Origin of the sequence: Janthinobacterium sp., from assembly GCF_009923995.1 — a bacterium.
GTDB lineage: Bacteria > Pseudomonadota > Gammaproteobacteria > Burkholderiales > Burkholderiaceae_D > Janthinobacterium.
In genome coordinates, this window is the sequence record NZ_RFSK01000018.1 from 75,487 (window position 1) to 94,336 (window position 18,850).

Below are 18,850 nucleotides of genomic sequence, written 5' to 3' on the forward strand. Positions count from 1 at the left end.
CACGCCGGGAACGCTCAGTTCGCCGGCGTTTTTTCATTCCAGATTTTCAGCATGTCGGACGACGCTTCCGAGCGGATGCCGTTGTCCGTCAGCACCGATTCCGTCGCCGCCAGCATCTCCTTGCGAGGCACGACGACCATTTCCGCGTCGCGTTGCTGGAAGCGGAAGGTCAGCAAGTCATCCTTCTGGTCGCGCAGCAAGGCCACCAGGTGCGCCAGGCTGCGCACAGGCACGCCATTGACGGAATCGACGACGGAGAAGAAACGGGTGCTGTAGCCATTCATCAGCTTGTGCGGGAAGAACGGCGCGGCGACCACCACCAGTTCCTCGCGCTCGGCATCGGGCGCATCGCCGCGGCGCGTCGCCAGCGGGTTGCCGGCAAAACTCATGCCCGCCAACATGCCCGCATTGCTGTTCGGCCCTGCCATGAATTCCGAGGTGGCGCGCGAAAATACCATCGGCCCGAAGATGAAATACGAAGGATAGTTGCCCTGCAGGCTAGGAATGAGCATGGGGTGCGATGCCGACACGGGCACGCTGATTTTCAGGGGCGTGCCCTGGCGCACTACCGTCAGCGGCAGCAGGCCGTTTTTCGCCAGCTGCTGCACGCGGTACTGGAAGCGTACGCGGCTGTTGGCATTCAGCTTGACCATGCCCTGGTTATCGATGGGAAACTCGCCGATCTGCGTGATGACATCCCACTCCTTGAGCGGATATTGCGCATCCTTGCTGGCCGGCGTCATCACGACGGCGCCCTCGACGCCCTTGGCCAGCTTCAGGTAGGTGCGCAGGGCGGGATTTTCCAGCGTCTGCGTCACGTCCAGCATGGCCGGCTTGCCCTTGGGTGCGCCGCTTTCCTGGTCGCGCAGGAACAGCTCGATTTCCTCGTTGGGGATGATATAGCCGATATTTTGCGCATTGAGCATGCCGGCGAAGGCCAGGCCGATCATCTTGTCGCCGGCAATCACGGGGCCGCCGCTATTGCCCGGATTGATGGCCGCGTCGATCTGGATGCGCAGGCCGGAAACAGGGAAGTTGTAGCGCACGAATTCGATGCGCGAGACGATGCCCTTGGTGATCGACAGCGAAGTGCCGCCCGTCGGATAACCGTAGGCCAGCACGGCATCGCGCACGTCCGGCAGGACGTTGGCCCGCGGCACCGGTTTGTGGCTGGCAAAAAAGCTGTCGTCGTCGACCTGCAGCAAGGCCAGGTCCATGCCGCGCGAAATGGCCAGCACCGTGGCGGGAATCTTGTCGCCCGAGCCGTTCGCCTGGATCTGCACCTGGCTGGCATAGCCGACCACGTGCGCGTTGGTGAGGATGCGGCGGCCTTCGATGACGACGCCGGAACCCGTCACTTCCTGCGGCTGCGCCTTGCTCCACGGCTTGTAGGGATCGGGCCCGCGCAAGGTGGAAAACACCTTGACGACGGAATTTTCCAGCGCGGAGGCGCTGGCCGTGGCGCTGGTCTCGGCAGCCAGCGCGCGCACCGTCATCAATGGGCAAAAAGAAAGGGCCAGCGCCAGGAAGGCGCGGCCCATCAGGGTGAAGCACGGACGAGTTTTCATTGAGCAATTTAGCAATGGAAGGGAAGCAAAATTATATATTGAATAATTGCAACTTCATTACATTTTGTCCATCTTCGTCCGAAGAACCCCTCTAATCAGGCAGGCAGCGGCGGCACGCCCAGGGCGGGCACAGCCGTCTGCGCGCCATTCATCACCATGGCCAGGAAGGTGTAATAGCCATTGATGCCCATCAAGTCGACCACGCCCTGCTCGCCGAACAGCGCCAGCGCCCGCGCATACGTGGCATCGCTGACATGCTTGTCCTGCTGCAGTTCGATGCAGAAGTCGTGCACGGCCTGCTCGTCGTCTTTCAGGGCCAGCGGTACGCGCCGCTGCGCGATGGCATCCACGGCCGCTTGCGCGATGCCGTTCTGCACGGCCAGCGGCGCGTGGATGGCCCACTCGACCTGCTGGTCCCACTGGCGCGCCGTCACGAGGATGGCCAATTCCGACAGGCGCGTGCCGATGGCGCTGCGGTAACGCAGGTATTCGCCCATGCGCTGCGCCGTTTCCATCAGCTCGGGGCTGCGGATCAGGGGCACGAAGGGGCCGTACAGGGCCCCGCGCGGGCCGTCGATGATGGCTTGCGCAGCCGCGCGCTGCTGGACGTCGAGCTGGTCCAGGGGCAGCGGCGGCAAACGGTCGATGTCGCTACCGGCCATCAGGCGGTCCAGGCAACGACGTCCTGCTGCTGCTCGCCCAGGCCGGCGATGCCCAGGCGCAGGCTGTCGCCCTTCTTCAGGAAACGCTGCGGCTTGCGGCCCTGGCCCACGCCCGGCGGCGTGCCCGTGGCGATGACGTCGCCCGGTTCCAGGGTCATGAATTGCGACAGGTAGCTGACGATTTGCGCGACCGTGAAAATCATGGTTTGCGTATTGCCAGTCTGCATGCGCTTGCCATTGACTTCCAGGTACAGGTCCAGGTCTTGCTCGTCGATGACTTCGTCGCGCGTCACCAGCCATGGGCCGACGGGGCCGAAGGTGTCGCAGCCCTTGCCCTTATCCCACTGGCCGCCCCGCTCCAGCTGGAACGAGCGCTCGGAAATGTCGTTGACGACGCAATAGCCGGCCACGTATTTCAGTGCGTCCGCTTCGCTCACGTACTGTGCGCGCGTACCGATGACGACGCCCAGTTCCACTTCCCAGTCCGTCTTTTTCGAGCCTTTCGGCAGCACGACATTGTCGTCGGGACCGCTCAGGCAGCTGATCGCCTTCATGAAGACGATGGGCTCGGCCGGGATCGGCATGCCCGCCTCGGCCGCGTGGTCCGCGTAATTGAGGCCGATGCCGATGAACTTGCCGACCTTGGCCAGCGGCACGCCGAAGCGGGGATTGCCGCGCACCAGGGGCAGCGTCTTTTCGTCGAGCTTGGCCAGCTTGCGCAGGGCCTTGTCGGACAGTTGCGCGCCGTCAATATCGGCAATCACGCCGGACAGGTCGCGCAGTTTGCCTTCTTCATCGATCAGGCCCGGTTTTTCCTTGCCTGGACGTCCATAACGAACGAGTTTCATAGTCTTCCTTGGAGTTGATCATTGCCGCTGTGCAGGCTGCCATTTTACCGGATGGTCTGGCGCACCTGCAGGGGGCCTTGAAAAACACGGGAATCAGGCCATGCCCGCGCAGGGAGACGGCATGTCGCGCCCTCAGGGCACGGCCTTGCCGCCGGCCACGCCCATGGGGGCCACGCGCGCAAAGGCCACCTCGCTGGCGCGGCTTTCCGTGACCGTGAATCCCGTGCAATCCTTCGCTGCCAGGCACTGGAACGTCACCAGGCCGAATGGCCAGGGGCCAACGAAGCTTTGCTTGCCGAATGGCGCAAGCACGATGTCGCCGCGCGAATAGCCCAGCACCACACTGCCATCCCTGGCCGTAACGGTGTAGAGCGCATGCAATTCGTCGCTGTAGTATTCCCCCTGCAAAGGCTGCAGCTCCTGCGCGGACAGCCGGGCGGGAGCAAGGCGCTTGGCCCGCACGGCCCGCGCGTTACGCAGCCAGGTGCCGCCGCCGATGACGCCGTCCGCATCGGGCGCGTCGAAACGGAAGCTGGCGTTGCTCAGCTTGACGAAGAACTCGCGCTCGCCGGCCGGGTAGAACTGCATCTTGTCGTCGCCCGCCGTCCAGCCGAACAGATGGTCTTCTTCCCTGACGAAGGTGATCGCCGAACCGTTTTCCAGCGCATAGGTGCCCAGCAAGGCATCCAGGCGGGCGGGCGCGAGCGGCACCTGCACGCCGTCCGAATAGGTGGGCACAGGTTTCGGCAAGGGTTCCAGCTGGCCATCGAGATAGATGTCGGCGATGCGCTGGCCCAGCCGGCTGGCTTGCACGTCGGCACCGTTCGCGGCGACGATGACCGTCAGCCGTTGCCGGGGAAAGTGGGCCAGATAGCTGCGGAAGCCGGCATCGGCGCCGCTGTGATCGATGCTTGTCAAGCCACGGTAAGTGCCGACCTCGACGCCGCCGCCATAGCCGGTAGGCTTGCCATCGTTGAAGACAGCCGATGTTTGCATCTGCGCAAGCAAGGCAGGGCCACCGACCCGGGCATCGTCGAAATTGTTTGCCCACAGCACCAGGTCATCCGCCGTCGTCAGCACGCTGGTGGGGCCGACCGTGGAATACGACAGGGCGACGCCGCCATAGCCGCCCGCCGGCGCCGGCTGGTAAGACTGCGCGCGGCGCGCCACCAGGGTGGCATATTGCTCATGGAAAACGGTATGCCGCATGCCGAGCGGCTCAAAGATGCGTTCCCGCGCAAACACGGCCAGCGGCTTGCCCGATACCTTCCTGACGATGGCCGCCAGCAAGGTGTAGCCGGTGTTGTTGTACGCAAAATCGCTGCCGGGCGCGAAATTGAGGGCGCGCTGGCGGCGCACGAGGCGCATCACATCGTCGTCCGTGATGACGTCGTCCATGCGCCAGCCCGCCATCACCAGCAGATTCCACTGGTCGCGCAAGCCGCTCGTGTGGCTCAGCAGGTGACGGATGCGTATCGTCTGGCCGAAGTCCGGCAGTTCGGGCACGTACTTGCGCACGTCATCGTCCAGTGACAGCTTGCCCTCCTGCGCGAGCAGCAGGATCGCGAACGCGGTGAACTGCTTCGACAGCGAAGCGACGTGGATGGGGGTCGACGACGTCATCGCGCGGCCCTGTTCGATGTCGGCCATGCCGACATTGCCCCGGTAGACGACGCGGCCATCCTGCACCACCAGCACCGCGGCGCCCGGGGAATCAGGCCTGTCCCATCTGGCAAACAGGGCGTCGACCTGCTGCCCCCGGGCGGCGTCCTGGCCAGCGAAAGGGACTGCGGGACTGGCCCAGGCGGACGGCGGCAGCGCCAGCAAAGGAAAAACGAACGCAAGATAGCGGAATGGCTTCATGTCGATAATTTCTCTACGGAAATGATTGATAGCGGGGATTGTATAATATTTAATTATCAAAAAATACAAAAAAATTGATGCTCCGGCGAAAGATTGACGCCGCGGGCGGCAATCGGCGGATGGCAGGCGACGGCGCGGGCGAAGCCGGCCGGCCAGCAAGGGTGCGCAGGGGGCAACTGCGGTGGCAGGGCAGGATGGTTTCTTGCCAGGTGACGGGCGCCAGCGTGGCTAGTCGTCCTTGGCCTTGAGCATGGCCGCCGTACCGGATCGCAGCGCGTCCGGAGTACGGGCACGCTGGCGCATGAAATACATCGCCAGGCCCGGCAATTGCAGCGCCACCAGCACGCCGAACGCCGCCTGGTAAGCCTGGGCAGGGTACTGCTGGAGGCTGTTCAGGGGCCAGCAGCCGAGGACCAGTCCGAAACCGGCCTGCACCAGGAAGGCTCCCGTAAAAATGAGCAGGTTCAGGCAGGTGGCCGCCCTGCCCGTCAAACTGGCCGGCATGCTTTGCGCGACGATCGCATACTCGAGGCCCGTGACCGTGCCCAGCAGGGTGAACAGGACGGAGAGCAAGGGCAGGCTGGGCACGGCATTGCACGCCATGGCCACTTGCGCCCCGACAAACAGGACGATGCCGGTGGCGGCAACCTGCATGGTGTCGATGCCGCGCCGGCCCGCCCATTCCGTCAGCATGCCCATGCCGATGGCGCCAAAGATGACGGCAGCCATGCCCAGGTACAACAGATACGCCACGTTATCGTCGGACAGGCCGCCCACGTCGGCCAGCCAGCGTCCTATCCACAAGCCTTGCACGCCAAAAAACACCGTATGCGGCAGCAGGATCAGCGCGATGGTGCGGCGAAATTGCGCGTCGGCATATACGCTCCAGACGCTGGCCTTGCTGGCGGCCGCGGTCGGGACAGGCATGGCGGGCGACAGCAGGCGGATCAGCAAGCCGATGGCCAGCGCCGCCAGCGCCAGCCCCAGGAAGACGCCGCGCCAGTCCGTGTAGTGCAGTGCCAGCTTGACGGGCATGGTGGCCGTGGCCGCGCCCAGGCCGCCGACGGCAATCAGGTAGCCGTGCACGGAGGGCAGGCGCGACGGCGCGATGGCGCACGAAATCGCTTTCACGGCGGCCATGAAACAGCCGCCCAGCCCCGCCCCCATGAGGGCGCGCGCCCACATCAGCTCGGTAAAACTGTGGCCCCGGCTGAACAGCCACACGCCCAGTGCCGCCAGCGCCATCAGCCAGGCCTGCACGGCACGGGGACCATGACGGTCCAGCGCCATGCCGACGGGTAATTGCACCAGCGCAAAGGCGAGAAAGAAGGCACTGGTCAGCAGTCCCAGCTGGGCCGGCGTCAGGGGGACGGCCCCCAGCAGTTCGGCCGTCAGCACGGCATTCACGCCGCGCAAGAGACAGGACAGGTAATGCCCCAGCGCAAACGGCAGGAAGACCAGGCAAAACACGGCCACGCCGGAGCGGGCTGGCGCGCCGGCGGCGTGCATGGTCAGGCCGCCTGCGCCAGGCGGATGACCTTGTGCGGCAGCTGCGGTACAGGCTCATCCGTCTCGAAGAAAAACTTATCGTGGCCGAACGCCGGCTGCAGATGGTCCATCCACGTCGCTTCCGCATCGAACTTCGCATAGAACGGCCGGCGCACCCAGTCCGGGTTACGCGCCTGCAAGAATTGCAGGGCAAACAGTTTCTCGCCATTGATGGTGACGATGCCATCGATGACGATCTTGCCGGGAAAAGCGCTCATGGACGGCCCCCGCACCGTGCGCGACAGGCCGGACACCATCTGGTAGGCGGCCTGGAAAATCTCGTGCGCCTTTGCCAGCGGCAGTTCGAAATAGCCGCGCGGCCCCGTGTCGCGCTCGACGAACATGTAGTACGGAATCGCCCCCAGGCGCGTACCCGTCTGCCACAGCTCGGCCCAGCTCTTCGGGTCTTCGTTGATGTGGCGGATCAGCGGCCCCTGCATGCGCAGGGTGGCGCCCGTGGAAACGATGCGCTTGACGGCCTGCTGCGCGATGTCCTGGCGCAACTCGACGGCGTGGCTGTAATGGCCCATCACGGCCAGGTTCTTGCCCGCCTTGACGATGCGCTCGAACAGGCGCAGCAAGTCGTCCGCGTCGCGGTCCGAGACGAAGCGCTGCGGCCAGTACGCCACCGACTTGGTGCCGATGCGGATGTTCTGGATGTGTTCCAGGCCCGGCTCCAGCAGCGGCTCCAGGTAGGCTGCCAGTTGCCGCGTATTCATGATCATCGGGTCGCCGCCCGTGATCAGCACGTCGGTCACTTTCGGATGCAGTTTCAGGTAAGCCACCAGTTCGTGCGATTCGCGCGCATCGAATTTCATGTCATCCATGCCGACGAACTGGGGCCAGCGGAAGCAAAAAGTGCAATAGGCGTGGCAAGTCTGTCCCGCGCTGGGGAAAAACAGCACCGTCTGTGCATATTTATGCTGCAAGCCCCGCACGGGCGCATCGTTGACGCGGGGCACGTTATGCGTCATCTGCCCGGCGGGATGGGGATTCATGCCCAGGCGCAAGCCATGCACATAGGCATCGATGGCCGCCTTGTCCTGTTTTACCAGCACCAGGTCGCGCAAGTGCGCGTACTGTTCCGGCGGCAGCATGTCGCGGTGAGGAAAGACGAGGCGGTAGATGGGATCGTCCGGGATGTTGTTCCAGTCGATCAACTGATCGAGCACATATTCGTTAGTGCGAAATGGCAACACATGCGACACCACTTGCACGGCTTCGCGCTGCTCTTCCGGCAGCCAGGCCCACTGCCGCGCCTGCTGGATGGTTTGCCGTGTATACGGCTTGAATTTGGATGGGAACGGCTCGGTAATGAGTGCGGACACGGTCGGCTCCTTGCCAGTAAATGACGATAACTTCCACGAAATCAGCCCAACATCAGACTATTTCGCCCTGTTTGAGTGCACGCCACGTCACGCGGCATGCTGCGAAAGTCATCATAGTTCTTGCCGCCAGGAACCAAATTGCCACACATCAACAAGCGCTGCGATATGCCGCAAGCTGCCCTCAAGCAACACCTTAGTTTGTTCCATCGCAATTTGATGCGAGCCACACCGACGTAAATTACGACTTGGCAACACATCCCTCGATCTCAAAGGAGTTTTCATGAAACGCTTATTCACGGGTAGCCTGCTGTGCCTGGCATTTGCCAGCGCCAGCGTCAGTGCCGCAGTCGAACCGACGGAAAAAGACGCCATCGCCATGGCCGAACGGGGCGCCGCCTTCATGAAGGCGCATGGCAAGGAAGAAATGATGAAAAAGATCACGGCAAAAGATCCCGATTTCGTGCAGGGCTCGCTGTATGTGGACATGCGCGACATCAAGACGGGCATCGTGCTGGCCCACCCCATCAATCCGTCCATCGTGGGCAAGGACCTGACGGACGTGCCGGATGCGAATGGCAAGAAATACCGCCGTGAAATCATCGAACTGGCGCAAAAACAGGGCAAGGGCTGGGTCGACTACCAGTACAAGAATCCCACCAGCGGCAAGATCGAGCCCAAGACCACGTACATTTTGCGCGTCAACGACGTAGTGCTGGAAGCGGGCATCTACAAGAAATAAGCCCTCCCGGCGCCGTGCGGGCGCGGCGGCTGGCCGCTGCGGCGCCCCCGGCGTGTACAGCCCCACTGGCAGGAGTCAGACATGCTCAATCGACTACGCATCGGACCAAAATTACTGCTGGCGCCCGCCCTCGTGCTGCTGCTGCTGATACTCAGCTCCAGCGGCGCCTGGTATGGCATGGTGCGGCAAAATGCCTCGCTGGAAAACATGGTACGGGTGCGCATCACGCACCTGAAGGCGGCTTCCGACGTGGCCGGTGACGCCAAGCATGTACACGGCAATATGTACCAGTTGCTGTCATGGACCAATGGCAGCTTCGCCAAGGCCCGTATCGATGCGCTGGAACAACAGATCAAGGCGCGCCACCTCGCCATCGGCAAGCAGCTGGCGGCGCTGCGCGGCACGGCCACGGGCACCGAGCGCAGCTTGCTCGATGCGGCCATCCAGGCCCTGTCCGGCTACCGCAAGGCCGTGCTGGAAACCATGGAAATGGCGCAGATGGACCAGTCCATCGCCACCAATTCCATGCTCAAGGCGGAAACGCAGTTCGTCCAGCTCAGTACGCAGCTGGCGCAACTGTCGGCGCTGGAAACCACGCTCAGCAGCCAGGCGCACGCGACGGCCAGCGCGGAATTTCGCAGCCTGGGCTGGAGCATGCTGCTGACCGTGCTGCTCTCCATCCTCGTCTCCATCGTCGTGACCATGCTGGTGCGGCGTGCCATGCTGGGGGAAATCCGCGGCATCGCCGACGCCGTGCAAGACCTGGCGGCCGGCAAGCTGACGGCCGGCGCACCCAAGCAGGGCAGCGACGAGATCGCCGACACGTCGCGCGTGCTGGACCAGACCATCGCCAACCTGAACCAGACCTTGCGCACCATCATGGATGCCGTGCAATCGATCGATACGGCTTCGCGCGAAATTGCCAGCGGCAACCTGGACCTGTCGGCGCGCACGGAAATGCAGGCCAGTTCGCTTGAAGAAACATCGAGCGCCATGGAAACCCTGACGGAAGCCGTCAACGACAACGCCAACAATGCCCAGCTGGCCTGTGACCTGGCCGCGCAAGCGTCCGGCCTGGCCGTGCAAGGGGGCGCGGCGATGCAGCAGGCGGTGGCGACAATGGCGACGATACGGGCCAATTCGCGCCAGATCGTGGAAATTATCGGCGTGATCGACGGCATTTCCTTCCAGACCAATATCCTCGCCCTGAACGCGGCGGTGGAGGCGGCCCGCGCGGGCGAGCAGGGACGCGGCTTTGCCGTGGTGGCGTCCGAAGTGCGCACCCTGGCGCACCGCTCGGCGCAAGCGGCCAAGGAAATCAAGACCCTGATCGCCACGTCCGTCACCACCATCGATGGCGGCAGCGTAGCCGTGCAGAAGGCCGGCGACAGCATGGGTGCCATCGTTGCCTCGGTGCAGCAAGTCAACGACATCATCCAGCGCGTGAAGCAGGCCAGCGCCGAGCAGGCGTCGGGCATCACGGAAGTCAATCAGGCCGTCACGCAAATGGATGATGTCACGCAGCAAAATGCCGCCCTGGTGGAACAGGCGGCCGCCGCGGCGGCCAGCCTGCAGGACCAGGCCGTGAAACTGTCGGCCGCCGTGGCCGTGTTTACCCTCGATAGCCAGGCGGCATCGCCCACCGTCACTGGCGAGGAGCAGGCGTTCCAGGAACCGGCCAGCGCGCAGGCGGAACGCCGCGCACTGCACAGTCCGCTACGCGGCGCGCCCCGCCATGGCGCCCCCGCCGGCGCAGGCCGTACCCCGCACCGCCAGCGCGGCGCCTGATACCGGCCCGCGCCCTAGCCCGCAGGCACGCGCATGGGCTTGCTCAAATACGGCGACCCGGCCAGCACGAAGCGCCACGGCGTCTCCATCGCCCTGGAAATGCCGATGCGCGGCCCCGTTTGCACGCTCACCTCCTCCTCGCGCGCCAGCAAGGTGAACGGCGGCGCATCGAGCGCCAGGCGGTTCTGCAGGTGGCTCACGCCCAGCGCCTGGCACACCTTGCCCGGCCCCGAACACAGCAGCCGCACAGCGGCGACGCCGCGCCGTTCGCGCATGACATCGATGCCGGCCAGCGGCTCGATGGCGCGGATCAGCACGCCGGCGCCATGGCCCGGCTCGCGGCAGACAAAATTCAGGCACCAGTGGATGCCATACGAGCGGTACACATAGGCATGCGCGGGCGGGCCGAACATGGCCGCATTGCGCGGCGTCATGCCGCCATACGTGTGCGAAGCCGGGTCCAGCCGGTCATACGCTTCCGTTTCCACGATGCGTCCGCCCACGCCATCGACCAGCACGGTCACACCGATCAGCTGGCGCGCCACCGTGCTGGAATCGGCCGCGAAATCTATACCGGCGAGAATTTTTTTCATGCGGCAATTGTAGCGCCGCCCTGCCCCGTGCACGCGCCCGACAGCCTTGAAAACAAATAAAGCTTACCGTTTCAACCATGAAAATCGCTGGAAGGCGCGTCGCAAAACGGCGAAAAGCAGGCGCTAACGGAAGAAAAAGGGGGATTTTTTCATCAAACCATTGCTGAGATGAACTATTGCCATGCATAAACAGCGATAATCGTCCGGCACTGCGCTGCACGCCCCGCGGCGGCCGGCGGCAGCGCACGACAGAATATCCACCAGCAATGCAAAGACAACGATGATGAGAGCGGCAGCGCAAGCCCAGGTAGTGCAGGAAGATCCGGTCGACGCCCTGATGCGTTCCATCCGTATCCCGCCGCGCCCCAGCCTGCTGGTCGACCTGCAGCGCGAACTGGCCGAGGAAGACCCGTCGCCGCGCAGGATCGCGCGCATCATCGCCGACGACGTCGGCATGTCGGGCGCCCTGCTGAAACTGGCCAATTCGCCCTTCTATGGCGCCGCGCGCAAGGCCAAGTCCGTCGAGCAGGGCATCAACTTTCTCGGCATCAACCAGTGCAGCGCCATGATGACGGGACTGCTGGCGCGCCAGGCGCTGGAAGCGGAAGGCGTGGAACTGACGAATTTCTGGGATGTGTCGGCCAAGCGCGCCCGCGCCGTCGTGTTTACCTCGCGCAAGCTGCGCATCGCCCCGCCCGACATCGCCCACACCTTCGGCCTGTTCTGCGATATCGGCGTGCCCCTGCTGATGAACCGTTTCCCCGACTACGTCAACACCTATGCGGCGGCGGCGAACGATGCGCACAACTGCTTTACCGCCCTGGAAGATGCGCGCCACCAGACCAACCACGCGGCCATCGGCTGCCTGCTGGCGCGCAACTGGGGCCTGTCCTCCGACGTCTCGTGGGCGATTCTGCACCACCACGACTACACGGTGCTGGCGGACCCGTCCACGGACGATGCCATCCGCTCGCTCGTCGCCCTGTCCCTGCTGGCCGAAAAGGGCATTCAGCGCTACCATGGCAACAGTACCTCGCTGGAGTGGGACAAGGGCGGCAGTCTTGCTTGCCAGCATCTTGGCCTGTCGGAAGAAGAAGCGGCCGACCTGCTCGACGAACTGCACGAGATGTTCGATACCGACCATTGATGTCCCAGGCTGTATGATCTGTCCCGGCGCCAGGCCTAGCCTTGGCGCCCGTTTCCGTTTGCCTGACCCGAATTACCTAACCTGTTGATCGCCATGCCCAAAAATAAGCGCCCTGTCCCCCGTAAATCCGCCAACACGCCTGAAGACAAGGATGAAGCCGTCACGCGCATGCTGTGCACGATGGCCCTGAACCTGGCGGAACAGGAAGACAGCGAATCGCAGGGCACGGTGCTGGCCGAGCAAGCCGTCGAGTTCGGCCGCATCATCCGCAAGGCCTTGAATCAAAAGAAGGATGAAATCCTGTACGACGCCATCGAGCGTTCCAAGTACGAAGACGTGGGCGCCTACCAGTACCTGCGCAGCCATATCGAGGAAGCCGCCTCCATTTCCGTGATCCGCCGCGACAACGCGCCCGCCATGGAAATCAATGCCTTCGTCGTGCCCCTGCTGGTGCAAGGCACAGGCGGCCTGAAGGAGGCGGACAGCTTCCAGGACCAGGACGCGTTCGAGGCGCTGGTGCAGAGTTTTCAGCAATCCGAGCTGGAAAGCGCCAAGGCCAAGGTGGTCCTGATGAGCCACGCCTACGACCTCGATGAAATCGACCGCATCACCTACAGCCATCTGCACGAGATGGTGCGCGACGCGCATGCCTCGATGACGGACAAGAAGATCGTCGCCGCGCCGGGCCTGGAAAGCAGCATCGTGGGCTGGAGCGCAACGGCCTTCGGTGCGCAGGACACGGCCGTCGAGCTGCGCTTCCTGCTGGGCTTTGCCCTGAAGCGCGTGGACGACCCGTTCTATGCGGAACCGAAGGATGAAGCGGCGCTCGACGCCTGGTTCGACGCCCGCATGGCGCGCTACCAGCAATGGACGACGAAAGTGGGCGATCTGGTGAAGCGCTGCCTGGCGCCGGCCGGCGCGGCGCTGGAAGTGAGCTTCTTGTACCAGGACCTGTTCCACGGCGGCAAGGAACAAGGCATGAGCGAATACGCCATGCTGCAGATGATGTCGGGCATCAACCACGCCCTGGCGGAACACGAGGTGGATGCCGCCGATGCCGCCGTGGTCGTGGGTCCGGCCGATGAACATGGTGAAATGTTGCTGCGCGTCAACGTCCATGCGGCGGGCGGCGCCCTGCTGCACAGCGCCGACAAGCCGCTGGACCTGGCCGCCGACCTGCAGGACGAAGTCGACGACATCTGCGACGCGCTGGCCACCATCGGCGTGACGCAACTGTCGGTGGCGCTGCGCTTCGACGCCCAGGGGCAGCCGCTGGAAGTGCAGGCCTACACCCCGGCCGCCTGACTTACCGTTCCAGCTTGAACAGGCTGACCAGCTCTGACAGCTGATGCGCCTGTTCCTGCATGGCCTGGGCGGCAGCGGCAGCCTGCTCCACCAGGGCCGCGTTTTGCTGGGTCACGTCGTCCATGCTGATGATGGCCTGGTTGACCTGCGCGATGCCCTCGCTTTGCTCGTGCGTGGCCGTGCTGATATCGTGCATGAAGGCCGTCACCTTGGCGATGCTGTCGACCACGTGCTGCATCGCGGCGCCGGCCTGGCCGGCCAGCTCGCCGCCCGCCTCCACCTGCGTCACCGACACGCCGATCAACTCCTTGATTTCCTTCGCCGCGCCGGCCGCGCGCTGCGCCAGGCTGCGCACCTCGCCCGCCACCACGGCGAAGCCGCGTCCCTGCTCGCCCGCGCGCGCCGCTTCCACGGCCGCGTTCAATGCCAGGATATTCGTCTGGAAGGCAATCGCGTCGATGACGCCCGTGATGTCGGCGATCTGGTTTGACGACTGGCGGATGGCGCCCATGGTGTCGACCATGCGCGCCACCACGGCGCCGCCCTGGCGCGCCAGCTGCGAGGCATCGCCCGCCAGCGCGCTGGCCTGCTGCGCATTGCCCGCATTCTGGCTGACGGTGCCCGTCAGTTCCTCCATCGAGGCCGCCGTCTGCTCGAGCGAGCTGGCTTGCGCTTCCGTGCGCGCCGACAGGTCCAGGTTGCCGTTGGCGATTTCCTGCGATGCCGTGGCGATGGCCGAGGCGTTGCCGCGGATCTGGCGCACGGTGCCGGCCAGGTCCTGCTGCATGCGGGCGATGCTGTGCAGCAGGCTGGCATTGTCGCCTGCCCGCAGGTCCACGGGGGCGGACAGGTCGCGCCCGGCGATGCGCCGCGTGACGTCGCCCGCGTAGGCCGGCTCGCCGCCCAGGGCGCCCAGCACGCTGCGGATCACCTGCCAGCCCAGCGCCGACATCACGGCCAGGGCGGCGAGGAAGAACCACAGGAACTGCATGGCCGCATGCCAGAAGGCGTTCTCGATATCGTCATTGAAAAAACCCGTGCCTATCCACCAGCCCCAGGGCTTGAAGGCGATGATGCCATTCAGCTTGGCGACCAGTTGCCCGTCGCGGCGGCTCTTGACGGAGACGAGGCCCACTTCGCTGCTGGCCAGCGCCTCGACGTAGGCCTGCGAATCGGGCCGGCCATCCATGGTTTCGCCCTCGGCGATCACGCCGATATTCTTCGGGTTCGGGTGCACCAGGTTCAAGCCGTTCGGCAGGCGCGCCCAGTAATAGCTTTTGCCGTCATTATTGAGCTGCGTCAATGCCTCCTTGGCGGCCGCCTGCGCCTGCTCGCGCGTCAGGCGGCCAGCCTGCTCTTCGGCGTGGTAGTGGGCGGCCAGGTGTTCGCCCATCTTGAGCATGTTGACGATCTGCGCCTCGCGGTCATGCCGCATGGCCTGGTACAGATTGCGCAGGCTGTAGGCGCCCAGCAGGGCCATGCCGAGCAGTGCGGCGCCAACCAGCAGAATCAGGCGGTGAGAGACTTTCATGGGTATCCTTTGGAGCAATCAGTGTGCATGGCTGCGCGCCATCGGCCACGACAGGCGTGGCTATCCCTGCCCGCCAGCCGGCAGCGGCCGGCGGGCAGGCGCGGGGGCGCGCAGGGACGCTAGCGTTTGGGTTTGACGGCGAGATGCGGCATGAAATACTCAGGCCGCAGTTTGCGGGTAATTTCCAGCACCGGCAGCACGTGGTCGAGGTGGCTGCGCATGGCCGTGACGGCGTGCTGCGGATCGCCCGAGGCGACCGCTTCCACCACGTCACGGTGTTCGGCCATGACATCGCTCATGCGCCCTGCCAGGGGCAGGGTCAGCTGGCGATAGCGGTCCATCTGGGTCTTGGCCTGCAGGATCATGGGCCAGACGCCGGGATAGCCGGACAATTCGGCGAGGGCGGCATGAAAGCTCTCGTCGGTGCGGTGAAAGCCGCGGATGTCGTTCTGCGCGATGCACTCGGCCTGTGCCGCCAGGATGGCGCGCAGGCTGGCGATGCCTTCCGGCGTCGCCCTTTCCGTGGCCTTTTCGATGATGGCCGTCTCCAGGGCGCAGCGCACCAGCATGGCTTCTTCCAGCGAATCGAGCGGGATGCGCGCGACAAAGGTGCCCACGCGCGGCAGCACTTCGATCAGGCCTTCCTCGGCCAGGCGCTGCACGGCTTCATGCACGGGCGTGCGGCTGGTGCCCAGTTCATCGGCCAGTTCCTTTTCCACGATGCGCGTCCCCGGCAGCATGCTCATGTCGACGATACGCTGGCGCAGCAATCCATACACGCGGCGCGCGGCGCTGACACCGGTTTCGCCATCGGCAGGAGGAAGAGAGGACGTCAGATTCATAGACTTATTTTAGCGAAACGGCAAAGTTAAACAGGAAAAAACAGTGTAATCGATGATACAGGGTCTGCGATCATCCGGCAGGCATTTCCGTGCGCGCGATGATGGCGCCGCGCTGGCCGATCACGCAGGCGGCGAGGCGGTGCCCCGCGGCGGCTGCCATGGCTGGCGCTTGTCCCGCCAGCCGCGCCGCCACATAGGCTGCGCCGAACGAGTCGCCGGCCGCCGTGGTATCGACCACCTTGGCCACCGGCCGGGCCGCGACCTCCTCCACCACGCCGTGGAAACTGACGATGCAGGGCTGCGCACCGCGCTTGAGCACGATCTCGGGCACGCCCAGGGCGCCGGTGCGCGCCAGCACCTGCGCCACGTCGGCCGGGCCATACAAGGCGTCTTCATCATCCAGCGTCAGCAAGGCCAGCGACGACAGGCTCAGTACGCGATGGTAGACCGAGGCGGCCGCATCGGCGCTTTCCCACAGGCGCGGACGGTAGTTATTGTCGAAGATGATCTGTCCGCCCTGCGCCTGGCACTGCGCCAGGGTCGCCAGCAGCAGTTCACGGTCGGCCGGCGACAGGATCGCCAGGCTGATGCCGGACAAATACACGTGGCGCGCACCGGCCAGCTGCTGCAGGATGGCCGGCGCCTGCGGCCCGCGCAGCCAGTGGCGCGCGGCCGAATCGCTGCGCCAGTAATGGAAGCGGCGCTCGCCCTGCGCATCGGTCTCGATCAGGTACATGCCTGGCAGCTTGTCGGCCAGGCGCTGCACGCAGCGCGTGTCGATGCCCTCGTCCTGCCAGCTGGCGCACATCTCGTCGGACAGGCTGTCGCTGCCCAGCGCCGTCACGTATGCCACCGCGTGCCGGCCCGCGTCGAGCTGGCGCGCCATGTACACGGCCGCGTTCAGGGTGTCGCCGCCAAAGCGGTAGGCCATGGCCTGTTCCTGCTCCGCGCGCTGCAATTCGATCATGCATTCGCCGATGACGAAAACGGTTTGTGGTGCTTGCATTGCGGTGTCCTCCCGATTTTTCATCGATTCAGAGCGGCGCCGCGCCGGCATCCCGAAAGATGGCCGGCGCGGCGCGTGCTACATTTGTGCTACCCGGGCCTGCGTGGCAGGCTTACTTCTTGTCCCAGGTCGAACCGAACAGGTTCGACTGGCCGATGGCCGGGAAGTCGACAAAGGCCTTGCTGCAATCGACCACTTTTTCAACGTCGACCGCCTGCGTCGCCGTGCCGCTGACGGTCACGCGCTCGGCCGCATTGGCGAAGATCGGCAGGTTGGTGCCCTTGATCGTCAGGTTCGCATCCGACGAGGTCATCGTCGTGGCGTTCGGCGAATCCGTCACCACGTTGTTCAAGGTCATGACCAGCGGATACTGCGGATTGTCAAAGCCGCCCGTGTTGGCCTTGAAGCCTTGCAGCTTGATGGCCGTGTTGCCCAGAATACGCACGTTATCGAGAGTGATGTCGTGGAAGTTCGGGTACAGGGGACCTGCCGTCGGCAATGCCTTGGTGCTGTAGTAGGTGGTAAACAACAGCGCATTCTGCGCATCGCGGATGCAGATATTGCGGTAGTGGACGTTGCTCACTTCGCCGCCGCGCGCGTAGTCGGACTTGATGCGCAAGCCTTCTTCCGAATGCGTGAACGAATTGTCATACACCTCGACGTTGGTCACGCCCGCATTCGTTTCGCTGCCGACGGAAATGCCATGGCCCCAGTAGATGTGGTTATGCGCGATGACGATGCCGTGCTTGCGGTCCGAGCGCACGTCGCGCTTGCCGTCGATGGCGAACAGGCCCGAGCCGGCCGGCGATGGATTGGCGCTGCCTTTCAGTGCCACGTCATCGTCGCCCGTGCTGACGAAGTTATACGCGAAGACGAAGTTCTTCAGGTAGCCGTCGAACGACATGGCGCCCGTCGACGTGGTCTTGCTGCCCGTGGCCAGCTTGCCGGAAATGGCCTTGCTTGCCGCGCCCGGATCGAAGGCGTCCGTGTTCTTGACGTTGTCCGCGTTCCAGGTTTCGCCGTTGTACAGCGGGTTGCCGTTGCCGGCCGGGTTGGCGAATGCCGCCAGGGTCGGCGTCTGCACCTTCACGCCCCACACCGTCAAGCCATCGACGCCGCTCGGCACGACGTGGAAGTTGGCGCTGTTATTGAGCGAGATGCGGTACAGGGTCAGGTTTTTCGCGTAGTTGAAGACCATCATGCGGAAGTTCGACTGCGAGCCCGTGCCCGTCACGCCGTTCTGCACCATGTTGCCCAGGAAGGCCAGGTCCCACCAGCTCATGTTGCGCGCCGACGATTTGGAATCGACGATGGTGCCGCCGTTATCGCACGACACGCCGTCGGCCGCCTGCTTGCCGGTGGCATACATGGCGTAGGTGTTCGAGCAGGTCATGTCGACCTTCATCAGCGGATACAGCTTGTTGGTGGTGACGATTTCCGCGTAGGCGCGGCTGTCGATCGAGCCATCGCCCATGACGGCCGAGTTGACCAGGTTGGAGCCGTTGATCAGCGCCGAGCAGTTGCCCGAGCTGCCAGCCTTGCTGGAGCTGACGGCCGTGTTGCCGCAGTACGGGCCGGCCGGATTCGGCGAGTAGGTGGTGACGTCGCGCGAGGCGTACAGGGTCACGCCCTTGTCGATCCACAGGGTCACGCCCGACGGCAGGGTCAACGGACCGCTGATGAAGCCATCGCCCACGCCGGAGCTGTTGACCACCAGGCGCACGGCAAACTTGCTGCCGCGGTATTCCGGCTTGGCCAGTTCTTCGCCCGACACGCCGGCGATATTCACGTTCTTGACGTTGGCGGTCTTTTGCGCGGCCGTGGCGGCGGCATCGGCGGCGGCGATCTTCGCGCCCACTTCGGCATCGACGGCAGCGCCGCAGGCGTCCAGCGCGGCCTGGATGCGGGCCTGGTCCGGATTGGCCGTGGCGGTGGTGACTACCGCGCCCACGCCCGGTTTCGACGGATCGGCTTCCGGCGGCAGCGAGCCGTCCGGACGGCGCACCAGGTTGCTCGACGCTTCCAGGGTGGCGCACACCTGCGTGTCCTTCGGCAGGGTTGGCTCTGCCGGCAGGTCCGGGT

15 protein-coding genes are annotated in these 18,850 nt (G+C 64.6%); 4 read left to right on the plus strand and 11 right to left on the minus strand.

From position 1 onward, the window contains the following. Positions 1-14: 14 nt before the first annotated feature. The 6 genes from EBS11_RS11725 to EBS11_RS11750 form a co-directional block, all read right to left on the minus strand. Entirely contained in the window at positions 15-1,568 is a 1,554-nt protein-coding gene (locus EBS11_RS11725) for a S1C family serine protease (RefSeq protein WP_290603154.1), read from the minus strand. Between the two features lie 95 nt (positions 1,569-1,663). Further along, positions 1,664-2,230 carry a carboxymuconolactone decarboxylase family protein gene (locus tag EBS11_RS11730; RefSeq protein WP_290603155.1) on the minus strand — a complete coding sequence of 189 codons (567 nt, stop codon included), beginning with the start codon at positions 2,228-2,230 and terminating at the stop codon, positions 1,664-1,666. Then, the gene (locus tag EBS11_RS11735) at positions 2,230-3,078 is read right to left on the minus strand and encodes a fumarylacetoacetate hydrolase family protein (protein ID WP_290603156.1); all 849 of its coding nucleotides are present in this window, start codon (positions 3,076-3,078) and stop codon (positions 2,230-2,232) included. Before EBS11_RS11735 ends, EBS11_RS11730 begins: the two co-directional genes overlap by 1 nt. A 132-nt stretch (positions 3,079-3,210) precedes the next feature. Then, on the minus strand, positions 3,211-4,941 hold the full coding sequence (locus EBS11_RS11740; protein ID WP_290603157.1) for a serine hydrolase domain-containing protein: 1,731 nt from the start codon (positions 4,939-4,941) through the stop codon (positions 3,211-3,213). Positions 4,942-5,169: 228 nt separating this feature from the next. After that, positions 5,170-6,450 carry an MFS transporter gene (locus tag EBS11_RS11745; RefSeq protein WP_290603158.1) on the minus strand — a complete coding sequence of 427 codons (1,281 nt, stop codon included), beginning with the start codon at positions 6,448-6,450 and terminating at the stop codon, positions 5,170-5,172. Between the two features lie 2 nt (positions 6,451-6,452). Beyond that, positions 6,453-7,817, minus strand: a complete 1,365-nt coding sequence (locus tag EBS11_RS11750) for a lysine 2,3-aminomutase (protein ID WP_290603159.1) — start codon at positions 7,815-7,817, stop codon at positions 6,453-6,455. 280 nt (positions 7,818-8,097) lie between these two features. Between EBS11_RS11750 and EBS11_RS11755 the strand changes: the two genes are divergently transcribed. Continuing rightward, positions 8,098-8,556, plus strand: a complete 459-nt coding sequence (locus tag EBS11_RS11755) for a cache domain-containing protein (protein WP_290603160.1) — start codon at positions 8,098-8,100, stop codon at positions 8,554-8,556. Between the two features lie 81 nt (positions 8,557-8,637). After that, complete coding sequence (locus tag EBS11_RS11760; RefSeq protein ID WP_290603161.1) at positions 8,638-10,344, plus strand: methyl-accepting chemotaxis protein; 1,707 nt, start codon at positions 8,638-8,640, stop codon at positions 10,342-10,344. Between the two features lie 14 nt (positions 10,345-10,358). Here EBS11_RS11760 and EBS11_RS11765 read toward each other — a convergent pair whose 3' ends face one another. After that, positions 10,359-10,937: a DNA-3-methyladenine glycosylase gene (locus EBS11_RS11765; protein ID WP_290603162.1), complete on the minus strand. Its 579-nt coding sequence runs from the start codon at positions 10,935-10,937 to the stop codon at positions 10,359-10,361. A 280-nt stretch (positions 10,938-11,217) separates the two neighbouring features. Between EBS11_RS11765 and EBS11_RS11770 the strand changes: the two genes are divergently transcribed. Both EBS11_RS11770 and EBS11_RS11775 read left to right on the plus strand, forming a co-directional pair. Then, complete coding sequence (locus EBS11_RS11770) at positions 11,218-12,084, plus strand: HDOD domain-containing protein (RefSeq protein ID WP_290603163.1); 867 nt, start codon at positions 11,218-11,220, stop codon at positions 12,082-12,084. Positions 12,085-12,177: 93 nt separating this feature from the next. Beyond that, positions 12,178-13,389, plus strand: a complete 1,212-nt coding sequence (locus EBS11_RS11775) for a hypothetical protein (RefSeq protein ID WP_290603164.1) — start codon at positions 12,178-12,180, stop codon at positions 13,387-13,389. A 1-nt stretch (position 13,390) separates the two neighbouring features. On the opposite strand, the gene EBS11_RS11780 is transcribed toward EBS11_RS11775, so the two are convergent. The 4 genes from EBS11_RS11780 to EBS11_RS11795 all read right to left on the minus strand — a co-directional run. Continuing rightward, positions 13,391-14,920, minus strand: coding sequence for a methyl-accepting chemotaxis protein (locus EBS11_RS11780; RefSeq protein ID WP_290603165.1), 1,530 nt, complete (start codon positions 14,918-14,920; stop codon positions 13,391-13,393). A 119-nt stretch (positions 14,921-15,039) separates the two neighbouring features. Continuing rightward, entirely contained in the window at positions 15,040-15,762 is a 723-nt protein-coding gene (locus EBS11_RS11785) for a GntR family transcriptional regulator (protein WP_290603166.1), read from the minus strand. Positions 15,763-15,832: 70 nt separating this feature from the next. Beyond that, a complete protein-coding gene (locus tag EBS11_RS11790) occupies positions 15,833-16,768 on the minus strand; it encodes a sugar kinase (protein ID WP_290603167.1) in 936 nt (311 codons plus the stop codon). Positions 16,769-16,880: 112 nt separating this feature from the next. Further along, positions 16,881-18,850, minus strand: a 1,970-nt coding sequence (locus tag EBS11_RS11795; RefSeq protein WP_290603168.1) for a glycosyl hydrolase family 28 protein, incomplete at its 5' end; no start/stop codon positions are given.